Source organism: Streptomyces sp. MGP-BFMKR1 (genome assembly GCF_057766585.1).
On record NZ_CM173408.1, the window covers coordinates 5,127,557 to 5,148,862 of the forward strand.

Below are 21,306 nucleotides of genomic sequence, written 5' to 3' on the forward strand. Positions count from 1 at the left end.
ACCGCGCGAGCGCGCCGCGGGGGCGGCGGCAGGTACGGCGTCCGGGGGCCGCCGCGCGATGGGCGGCCAAACAGCCAGTGTCGCTCATCGCGGCGGGGCGCCGGGGTGGGATCGGTCACGCGGGGGTGGTGACGTGGCGGAGGCGGGCCGCTGGCGGGGGTGGTGGGCGGGCGCTGACCTGCGAGGTTGGGCTGGGGCGTCGGGGTGGGGCTGGTCGCGGCCCCGCCGGCTCACAGCGCGTCGTCGGCCAATTCGGCGACGCCCGTGATGCGGTGCAGCGGGTAGGTGCGGACCTCGTCGGCGGTGTGGTCGTACCCCGTGACGAACCCGCCCTCGACCCGCACCGGGGCGATCACCCGCTGGCTGGCGGCGCCGTCCGCGTTGACGTAGCCGATCCACACGGCGGAGCCGGTGAGCGCCGCCGCCTGCATGGTGGCCAGGGTCTCGGCGGACGTGGTGCGCGGGAGCTGGCCCGCGCCGGTAGCCGCCGGCGCGGGCTGGTCGGCGGCCTGGCCCGGGGCGGCGGCGGGACCGGCCTCGTCGTCGCTCGTCGCCGCCGGCTTGTGCGCGGCCGTCGCCGCCAGGTCGCCGGCGCGGATCGCCCGTACCGCCGCGTGCAGCAGCGTCTCGTCCGGCACCGGCGGCCCGTCGGGCACGGGGGCCGGCGCGGAGCGCGGCGGGGTGCGGTACGCGTCGGCCCGTGTCACCAGCACGTCGCCCTCCGCCGACTCGGCCGCGGGCGCGTACCCCATCTCGCGCAGCCGCTCCAGGAGCACCGCGGGGTCCGCCTGGGCGGCCAGCACGGTCGGCGCGAGCCGGCGCAACCGCAGCCCCGACGAGCGCCGGTCGGCCAGGATCTCGGCGAGCAGCGCGTCGTCGTCGCAGCGCACGTACGCGGAGGCCGCGCCCACCCGCAACTGGCCGTGCCGGCGCGCGACGTCGTCGATCAGGTACGCCAGCGGCTGCGGCACCGGCGTACGGGAGTGCTCGGCGAGGAAGGCGTGCAGGTCAGCGGCGGTGCGGCCGGTGTCGAGCGCGCGGCGTACGGAGGTGGGCGTGAAGCGGTAGACCGTCGCGCCGCCCTTGGACTCGACGTCGGCGAGGACGCCGAGCACGTCGGCGAGGTGGCGTTCGAGCGGCCCCGGCGCGACGGCGGTCAGGTCGGCCTGGAGGAGTACGTGGTCCAGCGGCTGCGGGAGCAGCGGGGCCAGCAGCCGCGCGGCGGCGGCGCCGGAGGCCGCCAGTTCGGCGGGGGTCGGGGTGGGGACCGGCTGTTCGGCGGGGTCGGCCTGCTCGGTGGGTGCGTCGGCCGTCGGGGTCGGCTCGGGCGGCGCGCTCGGGCCGGTGAGCGCGCGGCCGTGCGCCGCGAGCGCCCCGCGACCGGTCACACCGAGTTCCTCCGCCTCGGCGAGGGCCCAGCGGGCCAGCCGGGAACGCGGGTCGTCGCCCGGGGGCGCGTCGGCCCCGGCCGCGCCCCGCAACGGCCGCTCCCACGCCAGCCTGGCCAGCAACGCGTCGGCCGGCACCGCGGCCCCGGCCGGCAGCGATGCCAGCAGCCCGAGCACGCGCCGGCGCACCTCCGGCGCGGCACCTCGGTCCAGGTCGGGTCCGAGCGCCGCCAGCGTGCGCCCCTTGGCGTCCCGGCCACCGACGAGCCCCGGCGTACGGGTGGCCACCAGCCAGGCGGTGGCGAGCCTGGCCCACCGCTGCTCGGCGGGCAGCCGCAGCCACTCGTCGTACGCCGGCGTCGGCGCGAACCGCTCGTCCGCCTCCCCGTCCGAGGCCAGCAGCCCGGCCGCGTACGCCAGCTCGATCCAGAAAGCGGCCATCGACTCCGTCACGTCGAGCGCGCCGGCGGTCCGCTTGAGGTCGCGCACGCTCAATCCGCCGGCGCGCAACACGGCGGGCCCGCCGCTCTGCCACTCGGTGAGCAGCTCCTCCACCGTCGCCAGGGCGGTGTAGGCCTGGCCGGCCGCGGCGCTGTCCACAACCTGTGTACGCCGCTCGGCCAGCGGCGCCAGCGGTGGCGGCACCGGCTCGACGTCGCGGTGCGCCCGCCCGCCGCGCAGGTGCAGCGCGACCTCGCGCGGCAGGACGACGTTACGGGGGCCGGCTGGCAGCAGGAGGCCACGGGCCAGCAACCAGCGCAGGTGCGGCGCGGGACCGGAGGCGGCGTGCGCGGGCTCGCCCTGTGCGCTGGCGTGCGCCTGCGGCGCGCCGGCCGGCCCGGGGGCGGGGTGCGGGGCCTGGCCCACGCCGTTCTCCGCCGCGGCCGTCTCGGCGGTGGCGGCGGACACGGAGCCGTACGGCGGCCCCCACATCAGCTTCCGCAACACGGCGCGCGCCTGCGGCGGCGCCTGGTCGAGCAGCGCCGCCATCCGCGTACGGTCGCTGAACAGGCTGGTCAGGGCCGCGACAGCGGTCACGGGATCATGCGTGGCCGGCAACCCCGCCGCGGCGATGACCTCCTGCAACCGCCCGGGCGACATCCCCGCCGTGGCCTCCGCGACGGTCGGCCCGAGCCCGGTGGGCGAGGGCCTGTTGGCGGCCGGCGCGAGCAGTTCGCGGGCGGTACGGATGAGGCGCAGCCGGTCGTCCCCGCCCCACACCAACGCCTGTCGGCGCAACGTCGCCACGGCGTGCGGCAGCGCGGCCCGGATGTCGTCGGCGGTCGCGTTGGTGGGGGCGGCGTTGTCGCTCGGGGCGGTGCCTGAGTTTTCGCTCGGGCCGGGGCCGGACTGCGAGGGCGGATCCGGGCTCAGCGCCGGGGGCGCGTGCGGGGCGGCGTTCGCGCCGGGGCCCGGCTCCGGGGGCGTGTCCGGGTCGCCGGTCAGCAGGTCGCGCAGCGTCTCGTACGGGCACGGGTCGGGCGCCACGGCCAGCGCCTCGGCTACCTGGAGCGCGAACCGGTCCAACCGCTCGACGGCCCGTACGACCGACGCCCGGGTACCCGCCCTGGTGGCGAGCTGGGTGAGGTCGTTCGGCACCGGATTGAGCAGGTCAGGCCGGGCGCGCAGCAACAGTTCGAGCGCGCTGTCGGGGCGCCCCCGCAACTCTTCCGCCAGCGTGCGCGGCGCCCCACGGGCGCCCTCGCGCTGCCCGGCTCCCCGGGTCCTGCGTGCCGCTCGATCCCGCGAGGTGGTCATTCGGACCACGGTACCGGGTGGGCGGCTGCCGCCCTATGAGTCACGCAACGCGGGGGCGGCGGCGCGAGCGGGGCTTGATTGAGACTTGGGTGGGGGTGGGGTGGGTTCGTCGTCCCCGCGTGGGGACCAGACGATGCCGGTTTTTACCAAGGGCATCGAGCTGGGGACATCCCCCGCGCGCGGGGACCAGACGCTACTGGCGGCGCCCCGCTGTCGCCGTCTTGGGGCCATCCCCGCGCGCGCGGGGACCAGCAACGCGCGCTCGATCTCGGCCCGGATCGGCGGGGACCATCCCCGCGCGCGGGGACCAGCGCCGGAGTGCTGGGTCCGGCAGTGGCGGGCTGGGACCATCCCCGCGCGCGCGGGGACCAGGCCATCTGCGCGAGGATGGATTCCGCGACCGAGGGACCATCCCCGCGCGCGCGGGGACCAGTTTTGCGCTCGACATACGAGGTGCAGCGCATGGGGACCATCCCCGCGCGCGCGGGGACCAGCGAAATCACCGTGCGCCTGGGCGACACGATCAGGGACCATCCCCGCGCGCGCGGGGACCAGAGCAATTGACCTGCGGGTTCATCGCGGGGTATCCCGGTTTTTTGTAACTTCCGCGAACTCCGACCTATCGCCCAAGTTCGGCATATCGCTCACACTCTCCTCCCGGCAGGACGGTGTCCGCAGCGTATCCGCAGGCCGCTCCACACGTGAGCCGGACGCCAACACCAGCCTCCTGGCGTGCGAACCGGCCGCCACCGATGGACGGTTCACCCTGACGTGCGCCTGTACGCCACCTCACGCTCCTCGCCTTCGCCTGCCTACGGCGCGATGGGCCCGATGTCCTCGGCGAGTGTGACCAACCACCGCAAGGTCACGTGGGCGGTGTAGCGGAGGTGGCGGCCGTCGGGGTGGTCGCGGGCGGCGTGGCTGGTGCACCAGCGTTGAGCCCGCTGGTGCTGGCCGGTGATGGACTCCGACGGTTCGGGTTCCGGTGACTGCTCGGCGCAGGTCAGGCACGTGGCGCGGACGGTGTACGGCTCGGCTGCCGGATCAGGAGCCAGGCTCATTTCGACGTAGCGGTAACGGCGTCGGTGGGTCATGGCGGTTACCGGTTGTTGTGGGGGCCGTGGGCGGCGTGGACGGCGGGGGTGAGGGCGGCGGCGAGGTAGGCGGGTTCGGTGAGGTAGCGGCCGGACCAGTTGTGCGGCACGTACCAGTGCAATCCCGGCCCCGTGCGGCGATGCGCAGGCGGGATGCCGACGTAGTGCGTACCGGGCCTGGCCGGGAGCACGGTCACGTGGGGATGCAGGCGTTGCCAGTGGATGAAGTCGTGTGCCTCACCCGGTGGTAGGAGCCAGTAGGTGGAGTAGGTGTACGGGTCCACGATGGCCGCGCAGTCGTGCGGGCCGTTGAGGATGGGGAAGGCCCAGCGGGCGGTGGCCGCGTCGGCGCGTACGGCGTCCCAGTCCCGGCCGGCGGGCAGCAACGACACGCTGGCGCAGGACGGTGGGCACCAGCCGAGTCTCGTGTCCGTCATGACGCTGGCCGCCCGGGGCGCGAGTTGTTCTGGACGGCCTCGAGTGCGGCGAGCAGACGGGCGCAGTCAGTCAACAGCCGGTGGGTGTCCGGCTTGACGCGCCAGTACGTAGTGCGTGTACGCGCCATGCCCGGCACGAAGATCTTCCCCTCGTTACCCGTCGTGTCCGCCTCAGGCGGCAGGGCACACTCCTCGGCCGAGCCGAGCGGAATGAGCCAGGTCATGGTGTGTACGAGGTCGTCTTGGATGACGGCGCCACTTTCCTCGCCGAGTTCGGCCAGCACACGGTTGCCCAACCAGGTCGACAGGCTGATGACGTGCCAACCGTGCTGACCGATGGAGGACCAGTTGACGCCTTCACCGGGCGGAATCCAGGCTCGCGGCCCGGAGGTGAGCTGCGACGAGTCCACGACCATCACGCACCCCATTTCCCTTACTCAGAAGACCAGTTCCGCTGATACAACTGGAGGGAGAAGTCGCGAGACAGGGCAGCGGTGGGGGCCAGGTAGGGGCCAGCATGGAGCGCACGACCATGGGCGAGCGGATGCGACAACGTCGGTCTGAACTCGGCTTAGGGCAGGGCAAGCTTGCGGCCAAGGCCAACCAGTTGGCTGGGTTGACGTCCGGGGGCCTGACCCGGAACGAGATCAGTCGGTACGAGCGAGGGCTGCGCACGCCACACGACTGGCTCCCGTTCCTCGCGCAGGCGCTCGGCGTATCGGCGCACTGGCTGACGGGAGCGCCCGTACCCGCCTCCTTGGCCCTCGCGGATGCCCTCGCGCAGTTCGAGCAGCACGTTGGGCTCGGGCTTGACAGGCGTACATTTCTCGCCGATAGTAGCGGCCTCGCACTCACCGTGATTCCCACCGGTTCGCCTCCGTCGCGCGCGGTGCCACCGGAGTGCGTCGGGTATTTCAGGAACCAACTCCGCGAACTGTGGGCAGCCGACGCATCGCATAGCTCCCATCGGCTCGTACCCTCTGCCCTCGCGCACTTCCGAATCGTCGCGCATGTGGCATCCCTCAGCCACGGAGTTACCCGAAAGGGGCTCTGGGAACTGGCTGCTGGATTCGCTGGTTTGATCACGTGGCTTTACCAAGATGGTGGCAAACTCGATCAGTCGACGGTCTGGGGAATAAGAACTCTGGACCTGGCACATCGATCCCACGACAGGCAACTCGTAGCCCACGCATTGGCCAACCGCGCCATGGTGGCCATGGACGACGGTGACGGACCGACGACGATCGAGATGGCTTCGGCGGCCCTGGCGGACGAAAGGCACCTCTGCGCCAAGGTGCGAGTGCAAGCGCTCCAGCAAGCCGCTCACGGGTATGCGTTGGTTGGTGATCGCACTTCCGCCGATCGGCTGCTCGACAGGGCCGGCGAACTCGTCGGGCACATCGATGACGACTACGCGTGGGGCAACGCCACGAGGACGCCGCTCTACCTGGAAACCCAACGAGCCACCTGCTACAGCCGCATGCGGCTGGGCCCGGAAGCTGTGCGGTTGTGGGACCAGATCGTTCCTGGGACGCGGTGGCGGAATTCCGGCGCCTTCGCCGCACGACGGGCGGCTGCACTAGCTGACAGCAGACAGCCGGAGGAATCAGCGGAGGCCCTGGCATCGGCCATCCGGGTAGCGGTGCAGGTCGACTCGGCCCGCCTGTGGCAGGAATTGCGGCTGACCTGGGAACGGCTGGCACCTTGGCACGATGCGCCCGTGACCGATGAGGTGCGCGCATTACTCGCTCATTCAAGCCTGCGCATTAACCATCGAGATTAGGAGAGGCACATGGCCGAGCGCGACCCGCTGACGGCGGAAGAGGTCAAGGAGAATCTGACGAACTGGGCGGGATGGTCCGGCGATACGAGCCGCATCTCGAAGACCTATCAACTGGACTACTACACAAGTATCGAGGTCATCAACGAGGTAGCGGAAGCCGCCCAACGGCTCCAGCACCACCCGGACATCGACATTCGGTGGGAGCGGCTGCATTTCAGCATGACCACGTACACCGCTGGCGGTGTGGTGACGCCGTTGGACTTCAAGCTCGTCGCGGAGATCGAGCGGATCGTCGCAGCACACGGCGCGACCACGGCGGCGTAACGCGCCATAGTCGCCGTCATCATCGACCATCGATCAGTGGCGTGAGGACTCGTGTCTATCCGTCGATGCCCAGTCGGGCGGCCAGCCCGACAACCGGAGCATCACGGCGCGTGGAGCGCTCGCGGAGTTCGCCGGTGAGCCGGCGCGTTGTCGCGTGGTAGCGCATCCATTCCGGGGCGGCCTGCTCTGCCGTGAGTAGCGCCGTGGCCGACGAGGCGTCCTGGTGGAGTTCCGCGTGCGCGAGGGCGAGATCAACGTAGAACCTGGCCCGCCAGGTAGGGGGTAGGGAACCGATATCGGGAACGGTACGGGCGGCCTGGATGGCCTCGGGGGCCTTTTCCATCTCCACCAGGAAATTGACCTTGGCCACCCCGGCGTTCGTCGGACCGAACGGCGTCGCGTAGACCAGTTGATCCGTTCCGATGCGGGCGGCGGCGGCCGAGGCCATGTTGAGCAGGTCCGTTACGTCGTCGCGGCGGTCCTGCCGTACGACGGCGGTTGCCGCGCGGAGGATGAGGACGCCCCACAGGGCGAGTTCCTTCGGCGCGGACCGGAAATTCGGCTCGATGGCGGCGGCCCGTTTCAAGGCCACCGCCTCGGCGTCCGCGAGGCGCCCCTGCTTGGTGAAGACCCAGGAGAGCGTGGACAACGCGAGGGTTTCGAGATGCGGATCGTCGCTCTGTCGAACCGACTGCATCGACCGCTCTATGGCCGTGAAGGCCGCGTCTTCCTTGCCCAGCGCGGCCAGCGTTGTCGCCGCCACCTGATAGGCGACGGCCAGTACGGAATGCGCTGCCGCCGCATCGGCTCCGGAGGAGGCGTGGGCCGCCGCGCGGGCATCGCGAATCAACTGGGGGAGTAGCGCCCCGATTTCCCCGAGACGCCCTTCCCGCCGGATGCCGTCAGTGGAATGGAGGGAGGCGCGCAACGCGGCGATGCTGGGCGGATCTTCCGGGTCGGCTTCGCCGTCGAACAGGTCGTATACCGGGGAAATGACTCGCCGGAGGGCCAACACGGAGGGGAGTTCCGCGTGGGGGTCCGGATTCTCGAAGGTGGAAGGCTGGCCCACGAGGTAGCTCGGCTCGGTATCCAACGCCCGGGCGAGGGAATTGATCGTGGCCAACCGGGCCGTCCGACGTCGCCCCTGCTCCAGTTTGCGAATCACGTCAACGGAGACCCCAGCCCGTTCGGCCAGGCGCTCCTGCGTAAGACTGCGCCGAATCCGCAACCGGGCCAGCCGGTCACCCATGCCCAACTCGAATGAAGTGCTCATACGTTGCTCCCGTCGCAGGGCCCGGAATCCACGGTACGCCGACGCGCGCTCGCGTCATCCGGGGTGAAGTGTGCCGCTTCCCCCATCTCGTACGGTGACAATCGCTCGCACCGGCAGGTTGGGCTGGCGGACTGCCATCGCGCAGCCCGCCGCCATCGAAGTGAGGAAGCGCCACATGGTCACGCTGGCTGTCACCGGACACATCGACCTGGCCGACGCCACCACCGCCCTCGTCCGCGAGGCCCTGCGACATGTCATCACCCAGCATCGCGACGACGAGCTGACAGGCGTGTCCTGCATCGCCGCTGGGGCGGACTCGCTGTTCGCCGAAGCCGTGTTGGAGGCGGGCGGGCGCCTGGTCGTCGTCGTCCCGTCGCGGGACTACCGCGAAGCCAAGGTCAAGCCCGCCCACGCGGACACCTTCGACCGGTTGCGCCTGGCCGCTCACGAGATCCTGGTCATGCCCCACGAAACGGCGAATCGGGCTGCCTACGAGGCCGCCAACGCCGTACTGCTGGAGCGGGCTGATCGGCTGGTCGCGGTATGGGACGGCGCGCCCCCGAGCGGCAAGGGCGGGGGAACGGCCGATGTGGTGGTGGCAGCACGGGAGATGGGGATTCCCGTGGATGTCGTCTGGCCCGAGGGGGCGCGGCGGGGGAGGTGACGGGGCGGGTGTGACTGGGTGTTGGTGGCACAGCCCCGCGCGCGGGGACCAGCGGCGGCCCCTGGCCTCTCCAGTACGCCGACGAAGGACCACCCCCGCACGCGCGGGGACCAGACCACGTCCCGAATCCGCGCGCTGAGAACGCCGGCACCATCCCCGCCTGCGCGGGGACCAGGCCGCGACCGCGTTCACCATCAGGATGATGATGGGACCATCCCCGCGCGCGGGGACCAGGCGATTTGAGCGATAGGTCGCGTTCCGGGGAAGGGGCCATCCCCGCGCTCGCGGGATCCAGAGCATTTGACCTGCGGCTTTATCGCGCGGTACCCCGGTTTTTTGCAACTTCCGCGAACTCCGACCTACCGCGCAAGCTCGGCCTACCACCCATAAAGCCCCCTGCCAGTCAGGCTTTCCAGGCTATCGCCCTGCTCGCGGGCCAGCGCCCGGCCCGGCGCCCTCGGCAGGGCTGAGCAACCACCCCAGGGTGACCGCCACGCTCGTCGCCGACGCCTCCCCGAGGTAATCCGCGAAACCGGCGCGCCACAGTGGCGTCCCCAGTCGCCGTCCAACCCACACACCACCCCCGCCTAACAGCCCCCCGTCACAGCCCCGCACACCACCCCCATGCAACCCACCCCCGCCCGAAACAACCCACCCGTGGCGCTAGCGCCCCCCAGGGCGGCTGGAACGGTAACGTCGGGAGGGTTCAGGGCGCCAACGTTCCGGATTCGCAGGGGTTTTGGTGGGGATCGAGAGCGATCAGCTCGTTTATGACTATCTGGGCAAGGTCGGCGACCTCGCCCAGCAGCAAGGGCTGCTCTCGGGCGATCGGGTGCGGCTGGTCTCCGAGTTGCGGGCCGACATCGATCGGCGGCGGGCCGCCATGGCGGGTGGGGACAACCCCGCCGCCGTGAAGAAGCTGCTGGCGAAGATCGGGACGCCGGCCGAGGTGGTGGTCGCGGCGGGAGGTCGGCCTCCCGGTACGCCCGCGCCGATCGAGCCGACGTACATCGAGCCGGGGCCGAACTCCACCGCGCGTCAGCAGGACGCCGGCGCGGGCCGGCCGGCCGGTGGCGGGGCCACGGCGGGGGACGGCGGGGCCGACCGTACGGGGATCTTCTCGGCCGCCGACCAGGCCACCCGCGCGGCCCGCGAGAAGTTGTCCCAACTGACCGACCTCAGCGCCTTCACGGCCAACCTGACCAGCGGGTTCACCGGCAGGGCCCCGTCCCAGCGGCGGGGCGACGACCGGTCGGCCCGCCGCACCGCACGCCCCGCCACCCCGAACGTACCGGCACAACCACAGCCGCAGCCGCAGCCGGCGGCCGAGCGGCCGGCCGGGCCGCGGATGCGGAAAGAGGCGGCGGGGGAAGCGGAGACGGCGGAGGCGGCGGAGGTAGGGGAGGGCGCGGAGGGCTTCGGCGCGCCGGCCCCCGCGTACCCGCCCCGGCCACGGTTCCGGCCGCCGGGCGCGGCTTCGCCGCCGCACCTCGCCGGCGAGGACGAACTCGGGCCGCGCGAGTCGAACCCCGACTGGTGGCTCAACGAGCCGGGGCCGCTGGAGGTCAGCCCGTTCGACGGCGGCGTGTTCGCGCCGCAGGGGCAGGGACCCGGCTACGTGGACGGGTTCGTCGGCGGCATCGACCTGCCTGACCTGCTCAAGCCGCCGGGGGAAACGGGCCCCGGGGCCAAACCGGTCGAGAAGCTTCCGGACGGCTCGGTCCCCGACATCACCTCGGGGAAGCTCGTGGACGGCGCGGCGGGTGGCGGCGCGGCCGGCGAGGGTGCCGGGAAGCGTCGCGGGCTGCTGCGGCGGGTGTTGCGGCGGCGCGGCGGCGAGGGCGGCGGTGGCGGTGACGCCGGGGGCGGCGGTGGGTCCATCGCCTGGTTGGCGGTGGTGGCCGCGCTCCTGCTGGTCGCGGGCGGCGCGTTCGGCAGTTGGATCGCGTTGGGTCTCGGCTGGGTCCTCGCGTACAACACGCGCGGCCTCACCCGTGGCGAGACCAATTTCGCCACCATCGGCGTGCCCAGCCTCGCGGTGTTCGGCGGCATGGTGTGGCTGTGGGGGCGGTTCGAGGAACGTTGGGGCGCGGCCATCCCGGAGGACGGCATGGGCGACGCCCTCGCCGACACGGCCCCCGCGGTCATCCGCGCCGCCGCGTTCGGGTCGGCGCTGTACCTGGTGTGGCGCGTGCAGCGGAAGCGCAACGGCTGAGCCCCACCCCGCGCGTAGCACCACGGTCGTAGTCCCTCGGTGCCGCGTGCCACCGCGCGTAGCGCCACCGTAAGAGCAGAAGCTACGAGCTGAGGCGTACGGGCCGAGTCGTACGAGCCGAGGCGTACGGGAACGAGCCGCGCCCCGGGCGGCGCCCCGCGCGGCTCGGCCTACGGCCCCCGAGCCGCGCCGCCCGGCGCGCGTGCGCCGGGCGGCACCGCTGAGTGCGGGGCGGGGCAGGTCGGACTCAGGTCACTTCTTCGTCAGGTGGCCCTGCATCTCGTCGAGGATCTTGTGGGCGGCGGTGTAGCCGATGCCCTGGATCCAGAGTTGGTCGTCCACCGTGTGGACCTTGCCGTTCTTGACGGCGCCCATGTTCTTCCACAGGCCGCTGGCGGTCGCCTTCGTCTCGCCGGCCTTCTTCGGGTCGCCGTAGGTGGAGGTGAAGATGACGTCCGCGTCCGCCGTGTCGATCTGCTCGGGGCTCACGTCGTACGAGAAGCCGTCCTTGGCCTTGTCGGTGACGGCGGGGCGGCCGAGGCCGGCGTCGGCGAGGATGGTGGCGATGTAGTTCTTCTTGCCGTAGATCCGGATGTCGGCGCCCTCGATGAAGCGGACGACGTTGACCTCGGTCTGCTTGGCCTTGTCCGGGCCGCCGATGGCGTCGGTGACGCGGCCGGCGTGGGCGGTGTAGTCCGAGGTCACCTTCTTGGCCTCGGCGGTCTTGCCGAGCGCGGCGGCGTGGACCAGGAAATTCTCCTTCCACGGGTAGCCGGTGGTCTCCGTCATCACCGTGGGCGCGATGGCGCTGAGTTCCTTGTAGCGGGTGGCGTCGCGGTCCTTGTTGGTGAGGATCAGGTCCGGGTCGAGGCTGGCGATGGTCTCCAGGTTCGGCGCGGCGATGGTGCCGACGTCCTTGATGCCCTCGACCTTCTCCTTCGGCAGGTAGTTGAGGAAGCCCGAGGCCACGTCGGCGCGCGTGGCGCCGACCGGCTTGACGCCCAGCGTGATCGCGGAGTCCAGTTCGGCGGTGTCGAGGACCACGACGCGCTTCGGGGACTCCGGCACCTTCACGTCACCCATGGCCGTCTTCACCGTGCGCTTCTTGCCGTCCGACGAGTCGTCGGACTCCGCGCTACACGCGGTCAGGCCCACGGTCGTGACGAGGGCGAGCGAGACGGCGCCGAGGGCGCGGCGGTACGGGAGGTGGGTCATGGTCTGACCTTTCTGCCGTCCGTACGGAGGGGCCGTACGGGAGCGGACGGGAGCGGGAGTGGAAGTGGGAGAGGAGAGAGGGGAGAGAGGAGAGGGGAGAGGGGAGAGGGAGGGAGGAGCGTGGGAGCGGGGACGTGGGGTGTGGCGTACGGCTTCGGTTGCGGGGACTGCGGCTACGGGCCTACGGCTACGACCAGGGAGCTACGGCTACGGGGCTACGACCGCGGTGCCACGGTGGGTGGGTCGTGGACCCGTGGTCGTACGGGCACCGGGGCCCACGGGACTACGGGGCGGGGGACCGGGGCGTACGGGGCCCGTCATGCCGAAGCGGGGGCGTCCCGCGCCGGGTCGGTGGGGCGCCAGGGGGTGCCGGGGACGACGAGCGGGCTGCCGGTGACCGGGTCCGGGACGACGACCGAGTCGAGCCCGAAGACCTCGCGTACCAGGTCGGCGGTGACCGTCTCGGCGGGGCTGCCCTGCGCGACGATCTTGCCGGCCTTCATCGCCACCAGGTGGTCCGCGTACCGCGCGGCCTGGTTGAGGTCGTGCAGCACCGCCACGACCGTGCGGCCCCGCTCGTGGTTGAGCTGCCGGACCAGGTCCAACACCTCCACCTGGTGCGCGATGTCGAGGTAGGTCGTCGGCTCGTCGAGCAGCAGCAGGTCCGTCTCCTGGGCCAGTGCCATGGCGATCCACACCCGCTGCCGCTGGCCGCCGGACAACTCGTCCACCGGCCGGTCGGCGAGTGCCGAGACGTCCGTGCGGGCCATCGCGTCCGTCACGGCCCGCTCGTCCGTCTCCGACCACTGGCGCCACCAGCTCTGATGCGGCTGGCGGCCCCGCGAGACCAGGTCCGCGACGGTGATCGCCTCGGGCGCCACCGGTGTCTGCGGCAGCAGGCCGACGGACTGGGCGATCTTCTTCGTCGGGATGCGGTCGAGTTCGGTGCCGTCGAGCAGGACGGCGCCGTGCCGGGGTTTCAGCAACCGGCCGAGCGCGCGCAGCAGCGTGGACTTGCCGCACGCGTTGGGCCCGACGATGACGGTGACCGCGCCCTGCGGGACGGCCAGGTCGAGGCCCTCCACGACCACCCGGTCGTCGTAGGCCAGGGTCAGCCCGCGCGCGGCGAGCCGGCTCTCCGGCCGCCCGGCCTCCGGCCGGGCCGCTCCGGCGGACGGGGCGGCCCCGGCGTCGCCGGCCGGGGCGGCGGCGTTCGCGGGTGCGGGTTTCGTCATGCCTTGCCTCCGGTGCGGCTGCGGATGATCAGCCAGATCAGGTACGGGGCGCCGATGGCCGCGGTCAGCACGCCGACCGGCAGCTCCGTCGGCGCGAACAGCTTCCGGGCCAGCAGGTCGGCCGTGACCACGATGAACGCGCCCATCAAGGCCGAGCACAGCAGCGGGATCTGCGCGGTGCGGGTCATCCGGCGGGCGATCTGCGGGGCCAGCAGCGCGACGAAGTCCACCGGTCCCGCGGCCCCGGTCGCCAGCGCCGCGAGCACCACGCCGAGCAGCACGAGCCCGAGCCGTACCCGGCCGAGCCGCACGCCGAGCGCGGTGGCCGTGTCGTCGTCCAGCGCCACCGCGCGCTGCGCCCGCGCGGCCCACATCACGCAGGGCAACAGCACGAGCAGGGCCAGCGTCAGCGGGTTGGCCTCGTCCCAGCCGCGCCCGTTGAGCGAGCCGGTCATCCAGACCTGGGCCTGCTGGGCGACCAGGTAGTCACCCTTGGTCAGGAAGAGCTGCGTGATCGAGCGCAGGGCGATCGCGAAGCCGATGCCGATGAGCACGAAGCGCGCCGCGTGCAGCCCGCCGCGCCAGGCGAAGACGTAGACGAGCGCGGCGGCGGCGATGCCGCCGACGATGGAGAGGTAGGGGAGGACGGCGTACGAGGTGACGCCGTAGGTCATCGCGCCCACCGTCAGCGCGCTCGCGCCCTGCGTGACGCCGATGATGTCGGGGCTGGCCAGCGGGTTGCGGGCGACGGTCTGGATCAGCGCGCCGGCCACCCCGAAGGCCGCGCCGACCAGCAGGCCGAGCGTCATCCGTGGCAGCCGCAGGGTCTCCACGACGAGCCGGTCGGGCGAGGGCTGGCCCGCGAGCACCCGCACCACCTCGCCGGGCGGTACGAAGCTCTCGCCGACCGAGAGGTACAGCACGCAGACGGCGGCCAGCAGCACGGCCAGTACGCCGGCGACGACGGTGGCCCGCCGGTGCAGCAGGAAGGCCCCGCGACCGGCGCGCACCAGGGCGTACCCGGCCGGCCGCACGCCCGGGCGCGCGCCCGCGGCCACCGTACGGCCGCCGCCCGCCGGGCCGGTCTCGACGGCGCTCATCGGCGTGCCTCGCGACCGCCGGCGCCGCGCGGGCCGCTCGTCTCCGGTCCTGTTCGGTCCGCCGTGCGCGGCGGACGGAGGTCAGGCGCGGTGTGGGCCGCGCTCGGGGTGCCGGTCACGCGGCCACCGCCTTTCGACGTACGAGCGCCACCAGGAACGGCACACCGATCAGGGAGGTCATCACGCCGGCCGGCACCTCGCTCGGCGGGAAGATGATCCGGCCGAGGGTGTCCGAAACCAGCAGCATGACCGGGCCGATGAGGGCGGCCATCGGCAGCACCCAGCGGTGGTCGGTGCCGACGATGGCGCGGGCGATGTGCGGCACGGCCAGGCCCACGAACGCGATCGGCCCCGCCGCCGCGACGCCCACCCCGGTGAGCACCGCCGCGCCGAGACCGCCGACGATCCGTACGGTGGCGACGTTCTGGCCGAGCCCCCTGGCGACGTCCTCGCCGAGCGCCAGGGCGTCGAGCCCGCGCGCGACAGCGGCCACCAACACCACGCCCACCAGCAGGAACGGCCATATCTGGGCGGCCACTTCGGCGTCCCGGCCGGAGAGCGAGCCGACCTGCCAGAAGCGGAACTCGTCCAGCGCCGCGGCCTTGGTGGTGAGCACCGCCATGGTCACCGAGACCAGCAGCGCGTTGATGGCGGCGCCCGCGAGCGCCAGCTTCACCGGGGTCGCGCCGCCGCGCCCGCGCGCGGCGATGGCGTACACGAGCACGGCCGCGACCCCCGCGCCGGCGAAGGCGAACCACACGTATCCGGTCAGCGTGTGCACCGAGGCGTACGCGATGGCGAGCACCACCGCCACCGACGCGCCCTGGCTGATGCCGAGGATGCCGGGGTCGGCGATGGGGTTGCGGGTGATGCCCTGCATCACCGTGCCCGCCATGGCCAACGCGGCCCCCACCATCACCCCCACCACCGTGCGCGGCAGGCGCATCGAGCGGACCACCTCGGCCGCGTCGCTGCCGCCGCCGTGCAGCAGCGCGTCGAAGACCGCGGATGGCGCGATCTGGCGGCTGCCGATCGCGAGGCTGAGCAGCATGGCGAGCAGCAGGGCCAACACGGCGGTCGCCGTCCAGCCGATGCGGCGGCTGACCAGGGAGGCCCTGGCGCTGCTGGTCGGGACGGCTGACATCGTGCCCTTCACATCGCGCGCGGTGGGATGAGTGGATCTTGAGCAGGTGGTTAGGTCAGGCTAAGTGTAAGGGGCGGGACGCGGCAGAATATCGACCATGTCTTCGCATCCGCACCAGCCCCCGCAGCCGTCACAGCACCCCCAGCCGGCCCCGCACCGGGCCGATCCGCGGCCGGGCACCGGCGACGCGCCGCCCTTCCTGACGGTCGGCTTCGACCTCGACATGACCCTGATCGACTCGCGACCTGGCATCAAGGCCGCGTACCAGGCGCTCGCGGAGGAGACCGGCACCTTCATCGACGCGGACCTCGCCATCACCCGGCTCGGACCACCGCTCGAACAGGAGCTGGCGCACTGGTTCCCCGACGACCAGATCCAGCCAGTCGGTGATCGCTACCGCGCGCTGTACCCCACCCACGCCATCGCCCCCACTCCGGCACTGCCGGGCGCCCGGGAGGCCATCGCCGCGGTGCGGGGGTACGGGACGGGGTCGGAGGCCGACGGAGCGGGCGCCGGCGGCGCGGGCGCGGGCGGCGCGGGCGCCGGGTCCGGGCGGGCGGGGGCCGCCCGTGGCCGGGCGATCGTCGTCACGGCCAAGCACGAGCCCAACGCCAAGCTGCACCTGGCCCACCTCGGGATCGAGCCCGACGCCGTCATCGGCTGGCTGTGGGCCGAGGCCAAGGCGGAGGCGCTGCGCGAGTACGGGGCCAGCGTGTACGTCGGCGACCACGTCGGGGACGTGCGCGGCGCCCGCACCGCGGGGGCGCTCGCGGTGGCGGTGGCGACCGGACCGTGCGACGCGGACGAGCTGCGCGCGGCCGGGGCCGACGTCGTCCTCGCGGACCTCACGGAGTTCCCCGCCTGGTGGCGCTCCTACGTGAGCGAGCTGGCCTGACCCCACGGGCCGTTCCGACGCGCCCGCCGCGCCAGCGTGCCCACCCCGCACGCGCACGCCGGGGCGGGCGCGCCGGCGCGCGGGGAGCCGAGGCCGCGTGTCGGGGAACGGGCTCTCAGGGGCTGGGCCCCGGCGGGCTGGGCCCGGCGGTCTGGGGCCGGCGGGCTGGGTCCGGTGCGGCAGCGCCCGGAGGGTTACGCGGCGGACCTGGCCTGGCGGCGCTGCGCGGCGATCGACGTCAGCAGGCCGGCCCCGGCGATCACGAAGCCGACGCCCATCAGCATGGACACGAAGTACGCGGGCGTGGGCAGCCGGTCGAGCCCGAGCAGCAGCGGGGCCACCGTGACCAGCGTGCCCACCGCGCCGACCAGGAAGACGATCGCGCCGATGCGGACCAGGAGATCCCCAGTACGGGAAGTTTCATTACTCACGCGACCAGGGTAGGTCCCCTACCTGCAACAGTGAGACTCCTGTCGGTCATTACCGAGCAGGAACGACCCGGGTACGTCTTGTCACCAGGCTCCGGACCATTAGCCTTGGTGCCGGCGGGTCTTGCGACCCGCTGTAGTGCTATCCAGAGCTGTTTTCCGTTGTTTCCCGACGAGTTACGAGGACGAGGACAGACGTGCCTACCGGCAAGGTCAAATGGTTCAACAGCGAGAAGGGCTTCGGCTTTCTCTCCCGCGACGACGGCGATGACGTCTTCGTCCACTCGTCGGTGCTCCCCGAAGGCGTCGAAGCGCTCAAGCCAGGCCAGCGCGTGGAGTTCGGGGTCGTCGCGGGGAACCGCGGTGACCAGGCGCTTTCGGTGACTCTGCTCGACCCGACCCCGTCGGTCGCGGCGGCCCAGCGGCGCAAGCCCGACGAGCTGGCCTCGATCGTCCAGGACCTGACGACGCTCCTGGAGAACGTCACCCAGCAGCTCGAACGGGGCCGCTACCCCGACAAGGCCCACGGCGCCAAGATCGCGGGCATGCTGCGCGCGGTGGCGGACCAGCTCGACGTGTAGCGCGGCGGCGGACAGCGCATCCGGGGGCCGGCAGGCCCGACCCCCTCCCGGGCCCGGCGGCCTCCATCGACCCGCCGGGCCCGCGCCGTATGGTCCCGGGCCCGCGAGGCCCGGGCCGTGCGGCTACTCGTCAGGCTCGCCCGGAGGGCCGCCGCGCGCCGTACGCGTACGCCGCCGCGTGCGGCCCGGCGCGCCGCGCCCCGCGTCCGCCCCCGAGAGGCCGGCCCGCCCCACCCCGCCCCCTCGTACGCCGTCGCAAACCGTCGCACGCCGTCGCGCACCGGGGCGTGGCGCGGGCGGTGCCGGGCGAACTCGCGTACGCCGGTGCGCGGGCCGGGTGGGGTCGCCGCGCTGGTGGCGTGCGCCGGCTGGTGCGCCGGGGCGGCCACGCTATGGGGACATCCCTTCTCGTTTCCGCCTTTCCGTGTCATCGCCAGGCAGCCCCCGCTTCGGTTAGATGGGCGGATGAACGCTCAGCCAGCGGAGCCCACGCGAGCCGCCCCGGCCCGCTCGACGCCCGACCCCGTGGTCTCCCCGAGCGCGCTGCGCCGCGAGCCCCGGCAGCGGCGCAGCCGCGAGAAGGTGGACCGCATCATGGACGCCGCGGTGGGGCTGGTGGTGCGCGAGGGGTACGCGGCGGCCACCACCACCCGCATCGCCGAGGCCGCCGGCGTCGGCCTGGCCACGCTGTACGGCTTCTTCACCGACCGCAGAGCGGTCTTCCGGGCCGCGTCCGCCCGTAACCTGGACGCCTTCCTCGGCCGGCTCGACCAGCTTCTCGCCCGGGCCGGGTTCACGCACTGGTCGGAGGCGGCGACGGCCGGCTTCGACGAGTACGTGCGGATGTCGCGGGCCGACGTCGGCTTCCGGATGGTGCTCTTCGGGGACGTGGCCGACGACCGGCTGTTGGCCGAGGGGCGGCGCAACGACGAGGTGGTGGCGGACCGGTTGGCCGAGCTGATCGGCACGCGGTTCGGGGTCGTGGTGGACGACCGGCTGCGCACCGCGCTGCTGACGGCCGTCGCCGCCGGCGACGCGCTGGTCAAGCTCGCCTTCGAGTGCGACCCGGAACAGGGCGACCCGGCCGTGCTGGCCGAGGCCCGGCGCGTCGTGCAGGGGATCTTCGAGCGAGGCGGGCCACGGGAGTACGGCGCGCCGGCCGCGCGGCCAGCGCCCCCGACCGACCAGGCCGCCCCGGCCGCCTCAGCCCCCGCCGACCAAGCCGCCTCGGCCCTCGCGGCCCCGCCCGCCGCGCCGCCCCCGGCGCGCCAGGCCGACCCGGCGTCCTCGACCGCCGTCGCGCTGCCGGGCGCGCGGGAAGGCGAAACGGGCTCGGAAAGCGAGGTTTCCGCTCCCGCCGAACGGGGTGCGGGCGGGGGCCCAGCGGTGGCGTGAAAGCTGAGTACCCTTTCGGGTTTACGTGGTCGGCGTATTGACCCGGGAGTAAGTACGGTCCCATTCTGAGCCGCAAGCGCCGGCCCGGGCGCATCCTCCCGGAGGCCGTACCGGGGCCGCCCCACCCTCACAGTCAGGGACCGCGTATGTCGTTACGCACGTTGTGTCCGTCGCGCGGTCCTTTCGGTCGCGCCCCCCTGACCATCCGTACGCCCCGCCGTGGACGCGGGCTCCGGCGCCGAGCGGCGGCGCCACCGCGCGCGGCCGGCCGTCCCGCCCCCGCGCGCCGCGCCGTCGCGCGGGCCGCGCTCGGCGCGTTGCTCGCCGCGGTGGTGGCCGCCGGCCTCGCCGCGCCGGGTCCCGCGGCGGCCGACCCGGCCCCGGCCGCCGCCGGCGGAGCCTCCGCCGAGGGCGGCGGCTACCGGGTCGGGGTGGGCATCGCCGACGTCACCGGGGAGGCCGCCGAGGTCGGCATGATGGGCTACGCCCGGCTCGACCAGCGGACCTCCGGCATCCACACCCGGCAGTGGGCGCGCGCCTTCGTGATGGAGCAACCGGGCGGCGGGCGCACGGCGTTCGTCAGCGCCGACGTCGGAATGATCATGCAGGGTGTGCACCAGGAGGTGCTGCGCCGGCTCGCCGAGCGCCTCGGCCAGCGCTACACCGAGAGCAACGTCGTCCTCTCCGCCACCCACACCCACGCCGGCCCCGGCGGCCACGGGCACGACGTGCTCTACAACCTCACCACGCTCGGGCACCAGAAGAAGACGTACGAGGCGATCGTCTCCGGCATCGTGGCGGCCGTCGTCGCCGCCGACGCCGACCGCGCCCCCGGCACCGTGAAGGTCGCCACCGGCGAGTTGAAGGGCGCGAACGTCAACCGGTCGGCGGCGGCCTTCCGCCGCAACCCGGCCGCCGAGCGGGCCCGCTTCCCGGGCGAGGTGGACACCCGGATGACCGTGCTCCGCTTCGAGCGGGCGGGCCGGCCGGTGGGCATGCTGAGCTGGTTCCCCACCCACGCCACCTCCATGACCCCGAAGAACACGCTGATCAGCGCCGACAACAAGGGGTACGCCAGCTATCGGGTCGAGCACGACGCCTTCGGCGTGGACGCGACCGAACGAGGCCGGTTCGTCGCCGCGTTCGCGCAGACCAACGCCGGCGACATGTCACCCAACCTGCGCGACGGCGGCGCCCACGGCCCCACCGACGACGAGTTCGAGAACACCCGGATCATCGGGGAGCGACAGGCCGCCAAGGCGCTCGAACTCTTCAACGGCGCCACGGAGGAGCTGCGCGGCCCCATCGACCACCGGCAGCGCTACGTCGACTTCTCCGCCGTGGACGTGGCCGGCCGCTACACCCCCGACGGCCAGCCGCACCGCACCTGCCAGGCCGCGCTCGGGCAGGCGTTCACCGCCGGCGCCGAGGACGGTCCGGGGCCGGACCTGGTGGACGAGGGAGAGTTGCGGGCCAACCCGCTGGTGGTCGGCCTCGGCGCGGTGCTCAACCCGGCGCCGCCCGGGCTGCGCCGCTGCCAGGCGCCGAAGCCGGTCTTCCTGGCCACCGGCGCGCAGCGGCCGGCCTGGACGCCGCAGGTCCTGCCGGTGCAGATCGTGCGCATCGGGCAGCTCACCCTCACCGCGGCCCCGGCCGAGTTCACCATCGCGGCCGGCCACCGGGTCACCGACACGGTCGCGGCCGAACTCGGCGACTCTTCGCGGCACACCGTGTTCGCCGGCTACGCCAACGCGTACAGCCAGTACGTCACCACGCCGCAGGAGTACGACGCCCAGCACTACGAGGGAGCCTCGACCCACTTCGGCCGCTACACCCTCCCCGCCTACCAGCAGGAGTTCGCGCGCCTCGCCCAGGCGCTGCGCACCGGCGAGCCGACGCCGAGTCAGACCCGGCCGGCCTGGCGCGGTGACCACCAACTGAGCCTGAACCCCGGGCCCGTGCTCGACGCGCCGCCCGCGGGTCGGGAGTTCGGCGACGTACGCGACCAGCCGGCGGCGGACGGCTACCGGCGCGGCGAGCGCGCCAGCGCCACCTTCTTCACCGGCCACCCCGCCAACGACCTGCGCACCGGCTCCACCTTCCTGGAGGTGCAGCGCCACGACCCCGGCGCGCCGGGCGGCTGGCGCACGGTGGCCACGGACGACGACTGGTCCACCACCTACCGTTGGCAGCGCGCCTATCTGGCGGTCTCCACGGCCACCCTGACCTGGGACATCCCACGCGAGGCCGAGCCGGGCACGTACCGCCTCGTCCACCACGGCGACGCCCGCGCGCTCACCGGCGGGATCAGCCCCTTCACCGGCGCGAGCCGACCCTTCACCGTCCACTGACGCCCCGCCCGCGCCGACGGCCCGCG

General features: G+C 73.3%; 18 protein-coding genes. 8 read left to right on the forward strand and 10 right to left on the reverse strand.

Going from position 1 to position 21,306, the window contains the following annotated elements:
- Positions 1–230 precede the first annotated feature (230 nt).
- The 4 genes from AC3CHW_RS20230 to AC3CHW_RS20245 all read right to left on the reverse strand — a co-directional run bounded on the left by AC3CHW_RS20230 (position 231) and on the right by AC3CHW_RS20245 (position 5,093).
- Entirely contained in the window at positions 231–3,146 is a 2,916-nt protein-coding gene (locus AC3CHW_RS20230) for a helicase C-terminal domain-containing protein (protein WP_488467390.1), read from the reverse strand.
- Positions 3,147–3,958: 812 nt separating this feature from the next.
- Positions 3,959–4,240, reverse strand: coding sequence for a DUF7848 domain-containing protein (locus AC3CHW_RS20235; RefSeq protein ID WP_488467391.1), 282 nt, complete (start codon positions 4,238–4,240; stop codon positions 3,959–3,961).
- 5 nt (positions 4,241–4,245) lie between these two features.
- Positions 4,246–4,677, reverse strand: coding sequence for a hypothetical protein (locus AC3CHW_RS20240; RefSeq protein ID WP_488467392.1), 432 nt, complete (start codon positions 4,675–4,677; stop codon positions 4,246–4,248).
- Positions 4,674–5,093 (reverse strand): hypothetical protein, encoded by a 420-nt coding sequence (locus tag AC3CHW_RS20245; RefSeq protein ID WP_488467393.1) that lies wholly within the window; start codon positions 5,091–5,093, stop codon positions 4,674–4,676. Before AC3CHW_RS20245 ends, AC3CHW_RS20240 begins: the two co-directional genes overlap by 4 nt.
- Positions 5,094–5,194: 101 nt before the next feature.
- On the opposite strand from AC3CHW_RS20245, the gene AC3CHW_RS20250 reads away from it, so the two are divergent.
- Positions 5,195–6,460: a helix-turn-helix domain-containing protein gene (locus AC3CHW_RS20250; protein ID WP_488467394.1), complete on the forward strand. Its 1,266-nt coding sequence runs from the start codon at positions 5,195–5,197 to the stop codon at positions 6,458–6,460.
- Positions 6,461–6,469: 9 nt separating this feature from the next.
- A complete protein-coding gene (locus AC3CHW_RS20255; RefSeq protein ID WP_488467395.1) occupies positions 6,470–6,784 on the forward strand; it encodes a 4a-hydroxytetrahydrobiopterin dehydratase in 315 nt (104 codons plus the stop codon).
- Positions 6,785–6,839: 55 nt separating this feature from the next.
- Here AC3CHW_RS20255 and AC3CHW_RS20260 read toward each other — a convergent pair whose 3' ends face one another.
- Complete coding sequence (locus tag AC3CHW_RS20260) at positions 6,840–8,057, reverse strand: helix-turn-helix domain-containing protein (RefSeq protein WP_488467396.1); 1,218 nt, start codon at positions 8,055–8,057, stop codon at positions 6,840–6,842.
- Between the two features lie 175 nt (positions 8,058–8,232).
- On the opposite strand from AC3CHW_RS20260, the gene AC3CHW_RS20265 reads away from it, so the two are divergent.
- Entirely contained in the window at positions 8,233–8,721 is a 489-nt protein-coding gene (locus AC3CHW_RS20265) for a hypothetical protein (RefSeq protein WP_488467397.1), read from the forward strand.
- Positions 8,722–9,463: 742 nt separating this feature from the next.
- Entirely contained in the window at positions 9,464–10,936 is a 1,473-nt protein-coding gene (locus AC3CHW_RS20270; protein WP_488467398.1) for a hypothetical protein, read from the forward strand.
- A 252-nt stretch (positions 10,937–11,188) separates the two neighbouring features.
- Here the strand turns inward: AC3CHW_RS20270 and AC3CHW_RS20275 are convergent, their stop codons facing one another.
- The 4 genes from AC3CHW_RS20275 to AC3CHW_RS20290 all read right to left on the reverse strand — a co-directional run bounded on the left by AC3CHW_RS20275 (position 11,189) and on the right by AC3CHW_RS20290 (position 15,630).
- Positions 11,189–12,151: an ABC transporter substrate-binding protein gene (locus AC3CHW_RS20275; RefSeq protein WP_488467399.1), complete on the reverse strand. Its 963-nt coding sequence runs from the start codon at positions 12,149–12,151 to the stop codon at positions 11,189–11,191.
- A gap of 317 nt (positions 12,152–12,468) precedes the next feature.
- The gene (locus AC3CHW_RS20280; RefSeq protein ID WP_488467400.1) at positions 12,469–13,386 is read right to left on the reverse strand and encodes an ABC transporter ATP-binding protein; all 918 of its coding nucleotides are present in this window, start codon (positions 13,384–13,386) and stop codon (positions 12,469–12,471) included.
- Positions 13,383–14,486, reverse strand: coding sequence for a FecCD family ABC transporter permease (locus tag AC3CHW_RS20285; RefSeq protein WP_488467401.1), 1,104 nt, complete (start codon positions 14,484–14,486; stop codon positions 13,383–13,385). Before AC3CHW_RS20285 ends, AC3CHW_RS20280 begins: the two co-directional genes overlap by 4 nt.
- 115 nt (positions 14,487–14,601) lie before the next feature.
- Complete coding sequence (locus tag AC3CHW_RS20290) at positions 14,602–15,630, reverse strand: FecCD family ABC transporter permease (RefSeq protein ID WP_398607536.1); 1,029 nt, start codon at positions 15,628–15,630, stop codon at positions 14,602–14,604.
- Positions 15,631–15,727: 97 nt separating this feature from the next.
- On the opposite strand from AC3CHW_RS20290, the gene AC3CHW_RS20295 reads away from it, so the two are divergent.
- Positions 15,728–16,525: an HAD family hydrolase gene (locus AC3CHW_RS20295; RefSeq protein WP_488467402.1), complete on the forward strand. Its 798-nt coding sequence runs from the start codon at positions 15,728–15,730 to the stop codon at positions 16,523–16,525.
- 194 nt (positions 16,526–16,719) lie between these two features.
- Here AC3CHW_RS20295 and AC3CHW_RS20300 read toward each other — a convergent pair whose 3' ends face one another.
- On the reverse strand, positions 16,720–16,956 hold the full coding sequence (locus AC3CHW_RS20300) for a hypothetical protein (RefSeq protein ID WP_176162245.1): 237 nt from the start codon (positions 16,954–16,956) through the stop codon (positions 16,720–16,722).
- A gap of 194 nt (positions 16,957–17,150) precedes the next feature.
- On the opposite strand from AC3CHW_RS20300, the gene AC3CHW_RS20305 reads away from it, so the two are divergent.
- The 3 genes from AC3CHW_RS20305 (at position 17,151) to AC3CHW_RS20315 (ending at position 21,280) form a co-directional block, all read left to right on the forward strand.
- Positions 17,151–17,534 (forward strand): cold-shock protein, encoded by a 384-nt coding sequence (locus tag AC3CHW_RS20305; RefSeq protein WP_176162244.1) that lies wholly within the window; start codon positions 17,151–17,153, stop codon positions 17,532–17,534.
- 465 nt (positions 17,535–17,999) lie between these two features.
- Entirely contained in the window at positions 18,000–18,929 is a 930-nt protein-coding gene (locus AC3CHW_RS20310; RefSeq protein ID WP_488467403.1) for a TetR/AcrR family transcriptional regulator, read from the forward strand.
- A 317-nt stretch (positions 18,930–19,246) separates the two neighbouring features.
- Positions 19,247–21,280 carry a neutral/alkaline ceramidase gene (locus AC3CHW_RS20315; RefSeq protein WP_488467404.1) on the forward strand — a complete coding sequence of 678 codons (2,034 nt, stop codon included), beginning with the start codon at positions 19,247–19,249 and terminating at the stop codon, positions 21,278–21,280.
- The last annotated feature ends 26 nt before the right edge of the window (positions 21,281–21,306 follow it).